This window comes from Streptomyces sp. ADI95-16 (assembly GCF_003721495.1).
GTDB lineage: Bacteria > Actinomycetota > Actinomycetes > Streptomycetales > Streptomycetaceae > Streptomyces > Streptomyces goshikiensis.
In genome coordinates this window covers 2365267-2381014 of record NZ_CP033581.1, presented here as the reverse complement: position 1 = coordinate 2381014, position 15748 = coordinate 2365267, and the positions used below count along the sequence as shown (strand labels likewise).

13 protein-coding genes and 1 riboswitch are annotated in these 15748 nt (G+C 74.4%); of the genes, 3 read left to right on the top strand and 10 right to left on the bottom strand.

Features of this window, described 5'->3' with window-relative positions; genetic code table 11:
• Nucleotides 1-9: 9 nt before the first annotated feature.
• The gene (locus EES41_RS10325) at nt 10-1101 is read right to left on the bottom strand and encodes an alanine--glyoxylate aminotransferase family protein (RefSeq protein WP_123077457.1); all 1092 of its coding nucleotides are present in this window, start codon (nt 1099-1101) and stop codon (nt 10-12) included.
• Nucleotides 1102-1165: 64 nt separating this feature from the next.
• Between EES41_RS10325 and EES41_RS10320 the strand changes: the two genes are divergently transcribed.
• Together EES41_RS10320 and EES41_RS10315 are read left to right on the top strand one after the other, a co-directional pair.
• The gene (locus EES41_RS10320; RefSeq protein WP_073778677.1) at nt 1166-2263 is read left to right on the top strand and encodes an amidohydrolase family protein; all 1098 of its coding nucleotides are present in this window, start codon (nt 1166-1168) and stop codon (nt 2261-2263) included.
• 235 nt (nt 2264-2498) lie between these two features.
• The gene (locus EES41_RS10315; protein ID WP_123077455.1) at nt 2499-3437 is read left to right on the top strand and encodes an SCO1860 family LAETG-anchored protein; all 939 of its coding nucleotides are present in this window, start codon (nt 2499-2501) and stop codon (nt 3435-3437) included.
• Between the two features lie 8 nt (nt 3438-3445).
• Here EES41_RS10315 and EES41_RS10310 read toward each other — a convergent pair whose 3' ends face one another.
• Together EES41_RS10310 and cobC are read right to left on the bottom strand one after the other, a co-directional pair.
• Nucleotides 3446-4660 carry a CapA family protein gene (locus tag EES41_RS10310; RefSeq protein ID WP_123077453.1) on the bottom strand — a complete coding sequence of 405 codons (1215 nt, stop codon included), beginning with the start codon at nt 4658-4660 and terminating at the stop codon, nt 3446-3448.
• Nucleotides 4661-4735: 75 nt separating this feature from the next.
• Complete coding sequence (gene cobC / locus EES41_RS10305; protein WP_254211397.1) at nt 4736-6157, bottom strand: Rv2231c family pyridoxal phosphate-dependent protein CobC; 1422 nt, start codon at nt 6155-6157, stop codon at nt 4736-4738.
• 89 nt (nt 6158-6246) lie between these two features.
• Here cobC and EES41_RS10300 point away from each other — a divergent pair, with 89 nt between their 5' ends.
• Nucleotides 6247-6972, top strand: coding sequence for a ZIP family metal transporter (locus EES41_RS10300; protein WP_037797370.1), 726 nt, complete (start codon nt 6247-6249; stop codon nt 6970-6972).
• 2 nt (nt 6973-6974) lie between these two features.
• Here the strand turns inward: EES41_RS10300 and EES41_RS10295 are convergent, their stop codons facing one another.
• The 7 genes from EES41_RS10295 to EES41_RS10265 all read right to left on the bottom strand — a co-directional run bounded on the left by EES41_RS10295 (nt 6975) and on the right by EES41_RS10265 (nt 15493).
• Complete coding sequence (locus EES41_RS10295) at nt 6975-8399, bottom strand: cobyrinate a,c-diamide synthase (protein ID WP_123082380.1); 1425 nt, start codon at nt 8397-8399, stop codon at nt 6975-6977.
• 5 nt (nt 8400-8404) lie between these two features.
• The gene (gene cobO, locus EES41_RS10290; RefSeq protein ID WP_037797369.1) at nt 8405-9004 is read right to left on the bottom strand and encodes a cob(I)yrinic acid a,c-diamide adenosyltransferase; all 600 of its coding nucleotides are present in this window, start codon (nt 9002-9004) and stop codon (nt 8405-8407) included.
• Nucleotides 9004-11127 (bottom strand): putative cobaltochelatase, encoded by a 2124-nt coding sequence (locus EES41_RS10285; RefSeq protein ID WP_123077451.1) that lies wholly within the window; start codon nt 11125-11127, stop codon nt 9004-9006. Before EES41_RS10285 ends, cobO begins: the two co-directional genes overlap by 1 nt.
• A gap of 70 nt (nt 11128-11197) precedes the next feature.
• Nucleotides 11198-12718 (bottom strand): cobyric acid synthase, encoded by a 1521-nt coding sequence (locus tag EES41_RS10280; RefSeq protein WP_123082379.1) that lies wholly within the window; start codon nt 12716-12718, stop codon nt 11198-11200.
• Nucleotides 12715-13674: a cobalamin biosynthesis protein gene (locus tag EES41_RS10275; protein ID WP_123077449.1), complete on the bottom strand. Its 960-nt coding sequence runs from the start codon at nt 13672-13674 to the stop codon at nt 12715-12717. The genes EES41_RS10280 and EES41_RS10275 overlap by 4 nt, the downstream gene beginning before the upstream one ends.
• A 58-nt stretch (nt 13675-13732) precedes the next feature.
• Nucleotides 13733-13819, bottom strand: a riboswitch (cobalamin riboswitch).
• 155 nt (nt 13820-13974) lie between these two features.
• Complete coding sequence (locus tag EES41_RS10270; RefSeq protein ID WP_037797364.1) at nt 13975-14196, bottom strand: hypothetical protein; 222 nt, start codon at nt 14194-14196, stop codon at nt 13975-13977.
• 28 nt (nt 14197-14224) lie between these two features.
• A complete protein-coding gene (locus EES41_RS10265) occupies nt 14225-15493 on the bottom strand; it encodes an inorganic phosphate transporter (protein ID WP_123077447.1) in 1269 nt (422 codons plus the stop codon).
• Nucleotides 15494-15748: the final 255 nt, after the last annotated feature.

The window sequence follows — 15748 nt, the reverse complement described above, 5'->3', positions numbered from 1 at the left end:
CCGCCCCCGTCAGGCCCGCGGCGCCGTCCATGCCGACTCCGCCGCCGCCAGGGCCGGAGCGGCGTCGGTGGACAGGGCCGTGGCCAGTGCCGTCAGCGAGGACCGTACGGAGTCCGGGGACGCCGCCGGGCCGTAGTGGTTGACCCGGATCATCTCCCGGGCCAGCGCGCCACCGCCCGCCGCGAGCGGCGCCGCCGGATCCGCCGACAGGGCCTTCGCCACGACTTCCGAGGCGTCCACCGCGTCCGCCACCCGCAGCGTCGTGGCCACCGGGGCCGCTTCCGCTTCGAGCGGCACGTACGCGGACAGGCCCAGCGCCACCGCGCCCGCGCGGGTCGCCGCCGCGGCCGCCGCGTGCCGCGCCATCACGGCCGGCAGGCCCTCGGCCGCGATCCGGTCCAGGCAGGCCTCCAGCGCCAGCATCTCCAGCTGGGCCGGGGCGTGCAGCAGCGCCTTGCGTCCGCCGTCGATCCAGCGCTCCTTCCAGTCCAGGAGGGAGAGGTACGAGCGCCTGGGCGCGGCCGGGTTCGCCGCGAAACGGGCCCACGCCCGTTCCGAGACCGACACCGCCGAGACCCCCGCCGGGCCGCCCATCGCCTTCTGGGCGCCGATCACGCACAGGTCCACGCCCCACGCGTCCGGCAGCAGCGGCTCCGCGCCCACCGAGGCGACCGCGTCCAGCATGAACAGCGCCCCGTGGGCCCGTACCGCCTCGCCGATCTCCGCGACCGGGTTCGTGTTCCCGGTCGCCGCCTCCGCGTGCACCAGCGAGACGAAGTCGATCTCCGGGTGCGCGGCGAGCGCCCGCGCGACCTGCTCGCCCGTCACCGCCGTGTCGAAGGGCACCGCGAGGTCCACCACCCTGGCCCCGCAGTCGCGCAGCCAGTTGCCGAAGGTGGTCCCGTACGGGCCGGTGACGATGTTCAGCGCCGTCGAACCGGGCCGCGCGCCCGAGCGGATGCAGGCCTCCAGCGGCAGCAGCGCCTCGCCCTGGGTGATCACCACGTCGTGCCCGGTACCGAGCAGTCCGGCGACCCCCCGCTCGATCGACGCGAAGCGCTCGGCGGTCAGCGGCGGGAGGTCCAGGAGGGGGTGCGTCACGGTGCTGCTCTCTTCGTCCGGGGTTACCGGCAGAGCCTACCGAGCACGCACGTACAGTGCCGACATGAGCGATGTGAGCGATGTGCTGCACGTGAAGGGGCGGGTGCTCGTCGGGCCCGACGAGGTCCGCGACGAGCTCTGGGTGGTGGGCGGCCGGGTCTCGTACGAGCGTCCGCGCTCCGCCGCCCACGAGATCACCACCGTCACCGGCTGGGTCCTGCCCGGACTGGTCGACGCGCACTGTCACGTGGGACTGGATGCCCACGGCCCGGTCGACGCGGAGACCGCCGAGATTCAGGCCCTCACCGACCGCGACGCCGGCACCCTGCTGATCCGCGACGCCGGATCCCCCTCCGACACCCGCTGGATCGACGACCGCGAGGACCTGCCGAAGATCATCCGGGCCGGCCGGCACATCGCCCGCACCCGCCGCTACATCCGCAACTACGCCCACGAGATCGAGCCCGCCGAGCTCGTCGAGTACGTGGGCCGCGAGGCCCGGCGGGGCGACGGCTGGGTGAAGCTGGTCGGCGACTGGATCGACCGCGACGCCGGCGACCTGACGGCCTGCTGGCCGCGCGCCGAGGTGGAGGCGGCCATCGCCGAGGCCCACCGGCTGGGCGCCCGCGTCACCGCGCACTGCTTCGCGGAGGACTCGCTGCGCGACCTCGTCGAGGCGGGCATCGACTGCGTCGAGCACGCCACCGGGCTCACCGAGGACACCATCCCGCTGTTCGCGGAGCGCGGGGTGGCGATCGTCCCGACCCTCGTGAACATCGCGACGTTCCCGAAACTGGCGGCGGGCGGCGACGCCAAGTTCCCCGTGTGGTCGGCCCACATGCGAAGGCTCCACGCCCGCCGGTACGACACCGTGCGGGCCGCCTACGACGCGGGCGTCCCGGTGTACGTCGGCACGGACGCGGGCGGCTCCCTGCCGCACGGGCTGGTCGCCGCCGAGGTCGCCGAGCTGGTGCGGGCCGGCATCCCGCCGCTGGACGCCCTCTCGGCGACGGCCTGGGCGGCGCGCGAGTGGCTCGGCCGGCCCGGTCTCACCGAGGGCGCCCCCGCCGACCTGGTGGTCTACGGCGACGACCCGCGCGCCGACGTCCGCACCCTGGCGCGGCCGCTGCGGGTGGTCGTGGACGGCAAGGTCCGCGCCTGAGGGCGTCCGGGAGGATCGTGCTCCCGGCGTTTCCGGGGTGGGAGGGAACTCCCGTTCTCCGTGGGGCACATGAATCGAATTCATGCACGGAAACCACCCTTTGGAGTGAAGTCGCGTCAGGTGTGCGCCCGTTCACTCGCAGTACGTAAAGATTCCCGGAGCCGAAGCCGTCGGCGCGCGCGATGTCCCCCATCGGCGGCGCGACGGCGCCCATCTCCCCGGGGGTTCCACCACCTTGAACAGCAACGCCTTCCGCATGCCCGCGGCCGCACTGCTCGCCACGGGAGCGGTCGCCCTGCTCACCGCGCCGCCCGCCTTGGCCACCGGAGGCGGCCCCGGCGGAGGCGGCCCCACCGGACGCGAGGGCGGGGCCGGGGCAGTCGTCCTGCGCGCCGACCTCGACGTCGCCCTCCTCAACAAGACCGTGCACGTCCCGCTGAAGACCGAACTCAACGAGGTCAGCGCCCCGGAGACGGCCGGGAAGACCGCGCTCACCGTGACCCTGGACGGGGTCGAGGACGGAAACGCGGTCAGCGTGCTGCGCGCGGACGTGGCCACCTCCAAGGCCACGGCGGACGACCGCCGCGCCGAGGCGGAGGCGAACCTCGTCAACGCCAAGGTGCACGTGCCGGGGCTGCCGCTGCTCTCGCTGATCCAGGTGGAGAAGGTCAGCTCCAAGGCGGTGTGCGAGGCGGGCCGCAACCCGGAGGCGAGCGCGAACGCGCTCGGGGCCGTGACCGTGCTCGGCAAGAAGGTCACCCTCTCGGTCGGCGGCCCCACCAAGGTCGAGGTGCCGAAGGCGGGCACGGTCACCCTGGAGCTGTCCGGTACCCGGACCACCTCGGCCACGGCGGCCGCGGCCGCGCTGCGGCTCAAGGTGTCGGTGAACCCGCTCGACCTGAACGTCGCCCAGGTCGACGGCGAGATCGTGCTGGCCGAGGCGCACTGCGAGTCCCCCAAGGCGCCGGGGCCGGACCCGTCCGCGAAGTCCGACGTCAAACCGCAGGCGGTGGCCCCCGCGGCCGCCGGTACCGCCGCGCCCGGAGTGCCCCGGGCCAACCTGGCCGAGACCGGCGGCGGTTCCCTCACCCCGTACGCGGTGGGCGCCGGGGTGCTGCTGCTCGGCGCCGGCGCGGGCGCGCTGGCGGTGGCCCGGCGCGGCCGCGCCTCGTAGGGCGCCCGTCAGCGGGTGGCGTGCTCCAGGCCCTGATCACCGGCGCCGCGTGACATCACGGCCGTGGTGACCTGCTTGTCGACGGCCGCGTACTCCTTCTGCTTGGCCGCGCCGATGCCGCTGTCGCCGGGGGCGCAGGAGGCGCAGACGACACGGAACGGCGGGCCCATGTCCGAGTACTGGGTCAGGTACTCGGCCTTCGTGACCTCCCAGCGGCCGGGGTGCGAGGCCGCCGGAGAGAAGGTGAAGCGGGGGATCGAGGACTGGTTGCCGCGCAGCTTGTCGGCCGGGACGAAGCTGGCGACCTGATCGCCCATGCCGAAGACCACCCAGGTCCCGTTGATCTTCTCGTAGGGCTGCGGCACGTGGTTGTGCGTGCCGATGATCAGATCGATGTCGGGGAGGCCGTCCGCCCCCTTGGAGGCGGTCAGCGCCTGTGCCAGCTCGCGCTGCTGCTGGTCCGGCGCCGTCTGCCACTCGGTGCCCCAGTGCACGCTGAGCACGACCACCTGCGCACCGGCCGCGCGGGCGGCGCGGGCGTCCTCGACGATCCGCTTCTGGTCGATCAGATTGACGGACCAGGGCTTGTCCTGGGGGAGCGGAATGCCGTTGGTGCCGTAGGTGTACGACAGCTGGGCGATCTTCGCACCGCCGGCGGCGAGCAGGGCGGGCGCCTTCGCCTCCTCGGCGCTGCGGGCGGATCCCACGTGCGCCAGACCGACCCGGTCGAGGTGGTCGAGCGTACGGGCGAGACCGGCGTAACCGGCGTCGAGCGTGTGGTTCGAGGCCGTCGAACAGCTCTCGTACCCCGCGTCCTTGAGGGCGTCGGCCAGCTCGTGCGGGGCCTTGAAGGTGGGGTAGCCGGTGTAGGGGCCGCCGGGCTCCGCGTACGGGATCTCGTGGTGGCATATCGCCACGTCGGCAGCGGAGACGATGGGCTTCACGCCCGCGAGTATCTTGCGGAAGTCGTGGCCCTTGCCGCCGGCGTCGGTGGCCGAGCGCTCGATGATCGACGGGTACGGGATGATGTCGCCCGTCGCCACGAGGGTGAACGGCTTCCCCTCGGACGCGGGGGCGGCGGACTTGCCCCCCGGCTTCCCCTGGAGCCGCTGCTCGCCGGCGCCCGCGCCACCCTTGTCGAGCAGCGTCGGGACGGCGTAGATCCCGCCGCCCACGACCGCCAGCCCCGCCACGGCCGCGGCTATCTTGGCCGATGCCTTCATTTCTTGTCCCCCCGGAATTGACCTGTGTGTCAGTCAGATCATCGTGCAACACGACTGTCGCATTGCCTCGGGGGTTCAGCGCGCGGCGAGCGCGAGGGCGTGGTCGAGGGCCTGGAGCAGACGGCCCGTCGTCGCGCGGTCGCGGACCGCGAGACGGAGCCAGGACGAGTCCAGGCCCGGGAAGGTGTCGCCCCGGCGGACGGCGAAGCCCAGGGCGCGCAGCCGGGTGCGGACCGCCGCGGCGCCCGCCACCCGGATCAGGACGAACGGGCCCTCCGCGACCCCGGACACCGTGATCTCCTCGAACTCCGCGAGCCCCGCCAGCAGGTGCGCCCGGTCCACCGCGACCTGCCGGGCCACCGCCTCCGCCTCCGCCAGCGCCGCCGGGGCCACGCAGGCCTCGGCCGCCACCAGCGCCGGCGTCGACACCGGCCACAGCGGCTGCGCCGCCGCCAGCTTCGCGATCACCTCCGGCTCGGCCAGTACGTAGCCGATCCGCAGCCCCGCCAGCCCCCAGGTCTTGGTCAGGCTCCGCAGGACGACCAGCCCGGGGACGTCCATCCGCCCGGCCAGGGCCTCCCGCTCGCCCGGGACCGCGTCCATGAAGGCCTCGTCCACCACCAGGATCCGGCCCGGCCGGGCCAGCGCGGCCAGCGTGTCCGCCGGGTGCAGCACCGACGTCGGGTTGGTCGGGTTCCCGACCACCACCAGGTCGGCGTCCTCCGGTACCGCCGCCGGGTCCAGCCGGAACCCGTCCGCCGCCTTCAGGACCACCCGCCGCACCCGGAGCCCGGCGTCCCGCAGGGCCGCCTCCGGCTCCGTGAACTGCGGGTGCACCACGACCGGCCGTACGGCGCCCAGGGCGCGCGCGACCAGGACGAACGCCTCCGCCGCCCCGGCCGTCAGCAGCACCCGCTCGACCGGCAGCCCGTGCCGTCCCGCGACCGCCGCGCGGGCCGCCCGGCCGTCCGGGTACGCGGCCAGGTCCCCGAGGGAGGCGGCGATCCTCCGCTTGAGCCACTCCGGAGGCGTGTCCGACCGTACGTTCACCGCCAGGTCCACCAGCGCGCCGCCGGTGTCCAGCACCTCCGCGTCCCCGTGGTGGCGCAGGTCGTGCGCCTGCGCCGTGGCCACCGCGCAGGTCGCCGCCGCCGACCGCCGTTTGGGTACGAGGAGTTCCCCGCCCCCCGCGAGCGCCGCGGCCTCCGCCACCGAGGGGGTTCCGGTGGCTTCCCGTACGGCCTCGGAGGGCTGCGGCACCTCGACCGCGGCCAGCTCCTCGGCGGGGTAGCCGATCAGGGGTACGCCGAAACGTTCCGCCGCTCCCGCGATCCCCGCCTCCCCGGTCTTCGCATCCAGGGTGGCCAGCGCCGTCACCGCCTCCGTAGGCAGCCCGGCCCCGCGCAGCGTCTCCTCGACCAGCGCGCACACCTCGGCCACCGAGACCCCCGCGCGGCCACCGACCCCGACCACCAGCCGTGTCGCGTACTCGCCCACCGGGATCACCCTTCCCTCGTCAACAGTTCATGTCCCGCCACCCGCGCGGGGACGTGCGCGCGCGGCCGGCAGTCGGTATTCAGGGGCACATGGCCGTGATCGTGGCGTTGGGCGCGTTCCTGATGACCCTGGCGGGCGGATGGACGGCGCAACGCGTCACCGACCGCCGCCACCTCGTGCTGGGCCTCGCCGGCGGGCTGATGCTCGGCGTCGTCGGCCTCGACCTGCTCCCGGAGTCGCTGCACGCGGCGGGCCGCGAGGTGTTCGGGGTCCCGCTGGCCCTGCTGCTCTTCGTGGCCGGGTTCCTGGTCGCGCACGTCGTGGAACGCCTGCTGGCGGTACGTCAGGCCGCGCACGGCGCCGAGAACGGCGCCCGGGTGCCCCAGGTGGGGCTGACGGCGGCCGCCGCGATGGTCGGCCACAGCCTCGCCGACGGGGTCGCCCTCGGCGCGGCCTTCCAGGTCGGCGGAGGCATGGGCGTCGCCGTGGCGCTGGCCGTCATCACCCACGACTTCGCCGACGGGTTCAACACGTACACCCTCACCCGGCTCTACGGGAACGAGCGCCGCAAGGCCCTGATGATGCTCTTCGCGGACGCCGTCGCCCCGGTGGTGGGCGCTGCGTCCACCTTGCTGTTCACCCTTCCGGAGGAACCGCTCGGGGCGTACCTCGGGTTCTTCGGGGGTGTCCTGCTGTACCTGGCCGCCGCCGAGATCCTGCCCGAGGCGCACCACGAGCACCCCGCCCTGTCCACGCTGATGTGCACGGTGGGCGGGGTGGCCGGGATCTGGCTCGTGGTGGGCCTCGCGGACTGAACTCACGGGTGGCCGGCCACCACTGCCGCCTCCGCCACCGCTGCCGCCTCCGTCGCCGCCCCGGTGAAGCGGAGGGCCACGGACGGCTCCGCCGCCCAGTGCGTGTGCAGGTAACTGGCGTGCACACCCTGCTGTACGAAGCCCTCCACGCGGCGCTCGGGACGCGTGAACCCCCACGCCGGCGCGGCTCCCGAACCGGGCTCGATCACCGTCCGGTGGAACTCGTGCCCGCGCAGCCGGGTGCCGGTGGCGGCGAGCGCGCTGTCGGAGACCGCCACCGCCTCCCGGTAGCCGAGCGTGAGCCGCTCCGACATCCGCGCGTCGGCGTCGAGGACCCCGCACATCGGCTTGCCGTCCAGCGAACGGGCCAGGTACAGCAGCCCGGCGCACTCCGCGGCGACCGGGCCGCCGGCCGCGGCGAAGTCGGCGACGGCCCTGCGCAGCGGCTCGTTCGCCGACAGCTCCGGCGCGTACACCTCGGGGAACCCGCCGCCGATCACCAGACCGGAGGTGCCGGCGGGGAGCGCCTCGTCGCGCAGCGGGTCGAAGGTCACGACCTCCGCCCCGGCGGCGGTGAGCAGCTCCGCGTGCTCGGCGTAGGAGAACGTGAAGGCGGCCCCTCCGGCAACGGCGACCACCGGCCGGCCACCGGGGCTCCGCCCCGGGCCCCGCGCCTCGAACGCCGGCGAGGCCGAGATCGCCGGCTCCGGCGACCAGGCCTCGCAGGCCAGCGGCGGCGCCGTCCGCGCCAGGGCGAGCAGGGCCTCCAGGTCGCAGCCCGCGCGGACCTGGTCGGCCAGGGCGGTGACCGAGGACACCGCGTCCGCACGCCGCTCCGCGACCGGGACCAGCCCCAGGTGCCGTGACGGCGCCGCCACCTGCGGCGCCCGCCGCAGGACGCCGAGCACCGGCATCCCGGCCTCCTCCAGCGCCTCCCGCAGCATCGCCTCGTGCCGGTCGGAGCCCACCTTGTTCAGGATCACGCCCCCGAGCCGCACCTGGGGGTCGAAGGAGGCGAAGCCGTGCACCAGCGCCGCCACCGACCGCGACTGCGACGAGGCGTCGACGACCAGCACCACCGGCGCCCGCAGCAGCTTCGCCACCTGCGCCGTCGATGCCAGCTCGCCCCGCCCCGCCGCCCCGTCGTAGAGCCCCATGACGCCCTCGACCACCGCCAGGTCGCACCCCGCCGCCCCGTGCGCGAACAGCGGAGCGACCAGCTCCGGCCCGCACATGAAGGCGTCCAGGTTCCGCCCCGGCCGCCCCGTGGCCAGCGCGTGGTAGCCCGGGTCGATGTAGTCGGGCCCGGCCTTGTGCGGGGACACGGCGAGGCCGCGCTCCGAGAAGGCCGCCATCAGGCCCGTCGCGACGGTGGTCTTGCCGCTGCCGGACGACGGCGCGGCGATGACCAGGCGCGGGATGTTCACGGAACTCACCACTCGATGCCCTTCTGGCCCTTCTGGCCGGCGTCCATGGGGTGCTTGACCTTGGTCATCTCGGTGACCAGGTCCGCGAACTCCACCAGCTTCTCCGGCGCGTTGCGGCCCGTGATCACCACGTGCTGCGTACCCGGGCGGTCGCGCAGCACCTCGATGACCTCGTCCACGTCGATCCAGCCCCAGTGCATGGGGTAGGCGAACTCGTCCAGCACGTACAGCTTGTGGGTCTCGGCGGCCAGATCGCGCTTGACCTGCTCCCAGCCCTCCTTCGCCGCCTGCTCGTTGTCGAGCTGCGCGTCGCGCTGGACCCAGGACCAGCCCTCGCCCATCTTGTGCCAGACGACGGAGCCGCCCTCGCCGGAGGCGCCCAGCACCTTGAGCGCGTTCTCCTCGCCGACCTTCCACTTCGCCGACTTGACGAACTGGAACACCCCGATCGGCCAGCCCTGGTTCCACGCGCGCAGCGCCAGCCCGAAGGCCGCCGTCGACTTGCCCTTGCCCGGGCCGGTGTGGACGAAGACGAGCGGGCGGTTGCGCCGCTGGCGCGTCGTGAGCCCGTCGTCCGGAACACTGGTCGGCTGTCCCTGCGGCATTACGCGGCCCTCCTGTTGGTGTGGGATGACTGAGAGGTCACTGCGGTACGTACGTTCTTCACGAGCCCGGCCAGCGAGTCGGCCCGCAGCCCGTCGAGGGAGACGGCGGGCCCGCCCAGGTCGGCGGCCAGCACCCCGGCCAGCCCCAGCCGGACCGGCCCCGACTCGCAGTCGACGACCACCGAGGCGACCCCCTCGGCCGCGAGTATCCGGGCGCTGCGCCGCGACAGCTCACGGGGGTCCCCGCCGAGCGCCCCGGCCGAGGTGGCCCGGCCGTCGGTGACGACGACCAGCAGCGGCCGCCGGCTCGGATCCCGCAGCCGCTCGATCCGCAGCGTCTCGTGCGCCGTGAGCAGCCCGGCGGCCAGCGGCGTGCGGCCGCCCGTCGGCAGCTGCTCCAGCCGGGCCGCGGCGGCGTCGACGGAGGAGGTGGGCGGCAGCGCCAGCTGGGCGCCGGCGCCGCGGAAGGTGATCAGGCCGACCTTGTCGCGGCGCTGGTAGGCGTCCAGCAGCAGCGACAGCACCGCGCCCTTGACGGCGCTCATGCGCTGCCGGGCGGCCATCGAGCCGGAGGCGTCGACGACGAACAGCACGAGGTTGCCCTCGCGGCCCTCCCGGGTGGCCTGGCGCAGGTCGTCCTTGCGGACCACCAGCCCGCGCCCGCTGCGCCCGCGCGCCTTCTGGTGCGGGGCGGCGGCCTGGATGGTGGCGGCCAGGTGCAGCTTCGTCAGGTGGCCGCGCGGGCGCTGGGCCCCGGTGGTGCGGCCGTGGGCGGTGCGGGCGCGGGAGCGGCGGCCGGACGCGCCCTCGCCGAGGCCGGGCACGCTGAGCATCTTGGTCCGGAACGGCTCCGCGGCCCGTACGGGGGCCTGTTCGGGACCGGCGCCACCGTTCTCCTGGGCGGAGGGCTGGGGTTCGGAGCCCTGCGGGGTCTGCGGGGCCTCGGCATCGCTCGCGGGGGCGTCGGGGCCGGACTCCTGCGGGGGAGTGCCGCCGGGGCCGCCGTCAGGACCGCCGTCCCCGGGACCGCTGTCGTCGGGACCGTTGCCGTCGGGGCCCTCGGGTCCGGGCTCCGGGTCCGGGTCGGGGTTGGGGTCCGGGTCGGGCTCCTCGTCGGGGAACTCGTCCAGGATCCGGTCGAGCAGGTCCTCGTCGAGCCCGGGCGCGTCGAAGGGGTTGCGGCGGCGCCGGTGGGGGAGCGCCAGCAGGGCGGCCTGCCGGACATCCTCCTTGCGCACCTCGGTCCGCCCGGCCCAGGCGGCCAGCGCGGTCGCGGTCCGGGCCATCACGATGTCGGCGCGCATCCCGTCGACCTCGAAACCGGCGCAGGTCGCCGCGATCTGCAGGAGGGCGGTGTCGCCGAGCGAGACCTTCGGGAGCAGCGCCCGCGCGGCCACGACCCGGGCGCGGACCTCGTGCTCGTCCCCGGCCCAGCGGGTCGCGAAGGCCGCCGGATCGTCCTCGTAGGCGAGCCGGCGGCGTACGACCTCGACGCGCTGCGCGGGCTCGCGGGACGCGGCCACCTCGACGGTGAGCCCGAACCGGTCCAGGAGCTGCGGGCGGAGCTCGCCCTCCTCGGGGTTCATGGTGCCGACGAGCAGGAACCGGGCGGCGTGGCGGACGGAGACGCCCTCGCGCTCGACGTAGGAGGCGCCCATCGCCGCCGCGTCGAGGAGCAGGTCGATCAGGTGGTCGTGGAGCAGGTTGACCTCGTCGACGTAGAGGATCCCGCGGTGCGCGTCGGCGAGCAGGCCGGGCTCGAAGGCCTTGACGCCCTCGGCGAGGGCCCGCTCGATGTCGAGGGCGCCGACGAGGCGGTCCTCGGAGGCGCCGACGGGCAGCTCCACCATGCGGGCGGGACGGACGGCGCCGGGGCCGGGCTCGTGCGGGCCGTCGGGGCAGGCCGGGTCGGGCGCGCCGGGCGCGCAGCTGAACCGGCAGCCGGGCACGACGTCCACCTGCGGCAGCAGCGCCGACAGCGCGCGGACGGCGGTGGACTTGGCGGTCCCCTTCTCACCGCGCACGAGCACCCCGCCGACCGCCGGGCTCACGGCGTTGAGCAGGAGCGCCAGCCGCAGGTCGGTCTGGCCGACCACTGCGGTGAACGGATAGGGCGTGCTCATGCGTTGCTCACTCCTTCTGGGCGGATACGGATGTGCGGGACGCCTGCCCCCCGCGGGGCGTCGTGGCGGGTCACGGCGCGCCCGGGGGGAGGAACGGCAGGCCGGACGGGGCTCCGGTCTCGATCAGCTCCAGCAGCGCACGCGTATCGGCGTGTTCCTCGATCAAGTCGCCCAGCAGGTCCAGCTGTTCCTCGCGCAGCGCCCCGAAGGACGTGTCGGGCGCCGGCACGAAGCGGCGCCCGGCGGCCGCGGCCACCTCCCGGAGGAACGCCCGCCGGAAGCCGTCCGACTCCAGCGAGCCGTGCCAGTGCGTGCCCCACACCGACCCCACCCGGCACCCGTCCAGGAACGGCTCCCCGCCCAGCACCTCGGCGACCCCGTGGTGGATCTCGTACCCCGTCACCGGCTCGCCCAGCGCGGAGCCGACCGGGCGCGCCAGGGTCTTCTCCCGTTCGAAGCGGACCCGTACCGGCAGCAGCCCGAGCCCCTCCACGGATCCCGCCCGCGATTCGACCTCGTCCTCGATGTGCTCGCCCAGCGCCTGGAAGCCGCCGCAGACGCCCAGGACCGGCCGCCCCTCGGCGGCCCGCCGCAGCAGCGCGTCGGCGAGGCCGCGCTCGCGCAGCCACTCCAGTGCGCGCACCGTGCCCCGGGTGCCCGGCACCACCACCAGGTCGGCGTCGGCCAGTTCCTCGGCCCGGTCCACGAACCGCACCACGACCCCCGGCTCGGCCGCCAGCGCGTCCACGTCCGTGAAGTTCGACATCAGCGGCACCGCGCACACCGCGACCCGCAGTACGTCCTCGCCGACCGGCGGGGCCACCACCGACTCGCGGACGGCGCCCCGCAGGGAGACGCGCAGCCCGTCCTCCTCGTCGATGCCCAGCCCGTGCCGGAACGGCAGCACGCCGTACGTGGCCCGCCCCGTCAGCCCGCGCAGCATCTCCATGCCGGGCTCCAGCAGCGAGACGTCGCCGCGGAACTTGTTCACCAGGTACCCGGCGATCAGCGACTGGTCCTGCGGCGACAGCAGCGCCGTCGTCCCGAAGAACGACGCGAAGACGCCGCCCCGGTCGATGTCGCCGACCACGACCACCGGGAAGCGCGCGGCCCGCGCGATCCCCATGTTCACGATGTCCGTCCGCCGCAGGTTGATCTCGGCCGGACTGCCCGCCCCCTCGCAGATCACGGCGTCATACGTGCCCCGCAGCTGCTCCAGGCAGTCCGTGACGACACCGAGGAGCTGTTCCTGGCGGCCCCCGTGGTAGCCGCGCGCGCTCATCTCGCCCACCGGCTTGCCCAGCAGCACCACCTGGCTGCTTCGGTCACTGCCGGGCTTGAGCAGCACCGGATTCATCAGCGCCGTCGGCTCCACGCGCGCGGCCTGCGCCTGCATCGCCTGCGCCCGCCCGATCTCGGCGCCCTCGCGCGTCACGAACGAGTTCAGCGACATGTTCTGCGCCTTGAACGGCGCCACCTTGACGCCCTGGCGGACCAGCCAGCGGCAGATGCCGGCCGTGACCACGCTCTTGCCCGCGTCCGATGTCGTGCCGGCGACGAGGAGTCCGCCGCCGCGCTTCGCGCCGCTCATGCGCGCCCCTTCCCCGACCAGCGCGACACCGCGCACCGCAGTGCCACGCACGTACCCAGTGCCAGCCACGTCACCTGTCGCGACAGCCGTACCGCCCGCTCGATGTCCGCGACCTCCACCGGCCGCCCGGCTTCGCCGTTCAGCACGGCCCGGTGCTCGACCCGGCCGCCGTACGCCAGGGTCCCGCCCAGCCGTACGCCGAGCGCCCCCGCGAACGAGGCCTCCACCGGCCCCGCGTTCGGGCTGGGGTGCCGGGCGGCGTCCGAGCGCCAGGCCCGTACGGCCCCCCGCCGGTCGGGGCCGGCCAGTACGGCGGCCAGCGCCGTCAGCCGGGCGCCGGGCCAGCCCGCGAGGTCGTCGAGCCGGGCCGAGGCCCAGCCGTAGCGCAGGTAGCGGGGGGACTTGTGGCCGACCATCGCGTCCAGGGTGTTCACGGCGCGGAAGGCCAGCAGCCCGGGCACGCCGGCGAGGGCGCCCCAGACCAGGGCGCCGACCACCGCGTCGGAGGTGTTCTCGGCGACGGACTCCACCACGGCGCGGGCCATCTGCCGCTCGTCCAGCGCCTGCGGATCGCGCCCGCACAGGTGCGGCAGCCGCTCGCGGGCCACCTCGGCGTCCCCGGCGGCGAGGGCCCCGCCGATGGCCCGGGCCTCGCGGCCCAGGGAGGTGCCGCCCACGACGGCCCAGGTGGCGGCGGCGGTGAGGGCGATACGGGCCGCCGCGGGCCGGGAGCGCACGGCGCGGGCGCCCAGCGCACCGACGACGGCGGCGCCACCGGCGCACACCAGGGTGTGCACGGCGCCCCGGGCGCGGTCGTCGCGCCACAGGGCGCGCTCGACGGCGGCGGCGGTTCGTCCGAAGGCGGCCACGGGGTGCCCTCGGCGCGGATCTCCGAGGATCCGGTCGCCGATCAGGCCCGCCGCGGCGCCGTACGCGTAGACGCGATCGGCACGCATGGTGGCAGGTATGTCCTCACTCAGGGTCCGCGCCCTGGTTCGACGTGTCCGGCGGCGAGAGTTCCTGGCTCCCGGGGCACCCGTGCGGCGGGTGCTCCCCGGTGACAGTGGCGGGACCGCGCCGGATTCGCACCGGACTTCCTCTCCATGCCGCCGTATTGGCTCGGGCAGTCCACCACGCAGTGCGAATGCCCGTCAACTCGCAGTTGACCTGCGGCGAGACATGTCACACGGCGGCGCCTACGGCATGCGAAAGCTCCCCCCGGAAGATCCGGAGGGAGCGCTCGCGTACGAGGTGGGTCAGGCGACGATCAGGTAGAACCCGTACGTCACGGCCGCCGCGCAGAGGGCGAAGCAGGCGTACGCCCCGCTGCGGGCCAGGGTGGCGGCCCCGCCCTGCTCGGTGGCGGCCTCGTGCTTGGACAGGCCCACCAGGCCCAGGGTGAACAGGGCCACGAGGGCGACGGTGGCGGAGAGGCTGACCCCGAAGACGGAGCCGAGTGCTTCCCAGTCGATCTTCATACCGCTGAATCCTCTGTCGTTCTCGGGGTCAGACCGCCGCGGCCGGAGCCGCGGGGGTCGGGGTGGCCGCCGGGATGGTGGCCTTCAGGTCCTCGTCCGTCACGGCGGCGGTGGTACCCGCGGCGGCGACGGTCGGCGGGACGGTGACGGCTGCCATCGCCGTGGTGACGACACCCGGCTCCTCGACGGCGGCCGGCGGGGCCTCGTTCACGTTGTGGTGGTCGACGACCTGGCGGCGCGAGATGACCCAGATGGCGAAGCAGGAGCCGACCAGGAAGACCGCGACGGCGGCGACGCCGACGTCACCGGTGCGCATGACCAGCTCGGCGCCGGAGGCGACCAGCGCGGCGGCCGGAAGCGTCAGGCCCCAGGCGATGAACATGCGGGTCGCGGTGGACCAGCGGACCACACCGCCCTTGCGGCCGAGGCCCGCGCCCATGACGGCGCCCGAGCAGGCGTGGGTGGTGGAGAGCGAGAAGCCCAGGCTGGAGGAGGCCAGGATGACGCTGGCGGCCGAGGTCTGGGCGGCGAAGCCCTGCTGCGGCTGCAGGTCGGTCAGGCCGCTGCCCATGGTGCGGATGATGCGCCAGCCGCCCAGGGACGTACCCAGCGCGATGGCCAGACCGGCGGAGACGATGACCCACACCGGCGGGTTCGCACCCGACTCCAGGGCGCCGCCCGCGACGAGCGCGAGGGTGATGATGCCCATCGTCTTCTGCGCGTCGTTGGTGCCGTGCGCGAGGGAGACGAGACCGGCCGAGGCGATCTGGCCGGCGCGGTAGCCCTTGGTGGAGGTCCGCTCACCGACCTTGCCGCCGAGCTTGTACGTGAGCCGGGCGGCCAGCATCGCGGCCACACCGGCCACGATCGGGGCGGCGACGGCGGGGATCAGCACCTTGGTGACGACGACGCTGCCGTTGACCGCGCCGATGCCGGCGGAGGCGACCGCGGCACCGATCAGACCGCCCATCAGAGCGTGGGAAGAGCTGGAGGGGAGACCGACCAGCCAGGTGACCAGATTCCAGAGGATCGCGCCGACCAGGGCCGCGAAGATCACTTCAGGCTGGATGCCCTCCTCGTTGATCAGGCCCTTGGAGATCGTCTTGGCGACCTCCACGGACATGAACGCGCCGACGAGGTTGAGCACGGCCGACATGGCGACCGCGGTCTTGGGCTTGAGGGCGCCGGTCGAGATGGTGGTGGCCATCGCGTTGGCTGTGTCGTGGAAACCGTTCGTGAAGTCGAACACGAGAGCGGTGATGATCACGATCCCGAGGAGAAGCGTTATGTGCTCCATTTACCCAGGCTTCTGTTTGGCGTCATTGGCAGGGCGACCGTAGGCAACCTGGATGAACGGAAGGTGAACTGGAATGGGCGGCGCAGTGGAGCGACCCGTCCCGCCATCGTGACCTTCGTCCGGATTCCACCGTAGATATATCGATTAATGCACGTCAGGGGCGGGTCTGCGCACTCCTCCGGGTGGCGTCCCTGGCGCGTTCGGTGATCACCCGGGGCCCCTGAAGAGACCTAGATCACTCCTCGGGGCCGGTGA

Coding starts and splice junctions, on each gene's coding strand:
- cobO (WP_037797369.1), bottom strand. CDS start 9,004: ATGCCGCAGGGACAGCCGACCAGTGTTCCGGACGACGGGCTCACGACG.
- EES41_RS10285 (WP_123077451.1), bottom strand. CDS start 11,127: ATGAGCACGCCCTATCCGTTCACCGCAGTGGTCGGCCAGACCGACCTG.
- EES41_RS10275 (WP_123077449.1), bottom strand. CDS start 13,674: ATGCGTGCCGATCGCGTCTACGCGTACGGCGCCGCGGCGGGCCTGATC.
- EES41_RS10300 (WP_037797370.1), top strand. CDS start 6,247: ATGGCCGTGATCGTGGCGTTGGGCGCGTTCCTGATGACCCTGGCGGGC.
- EES41_RS10280 (WP_123082379.1), bottom strand. CDS start 12,718: ATGAGCGGCGCGAAGCGCGGCGGCGGACTCCTCGTCGCCGGCACGACA.
- EES41_RS10320 (WP_073778677.1), top strand. CDS start 1,166: ATGAGCGATGTGAGCGATGTGCTGCACGTGAAGGGGCGGGTGCTCGTC.
- EES41_RS10270 (WP_037797364.1), bottom strand. CDS start 14,196: ATGAAGATCGACTGGGAAGCACTCGGCTCCGTCTTCGGGGTCAGCCTC.
- EES41_RS10265 (WP_123077447.1), bottom strand. CDS start 15,493: ATGGAGCACATAACGCTTCTCCTCGGGATCGTGATCATCACCGCTCTC.
- EES41_RS10310 (WP_123077453.1), bottom strand. CDS start 4,660: ATGAAGGCATCGGCCAAGATAGCCGCGGCCGTGGCGGGGCTGGCGGTC.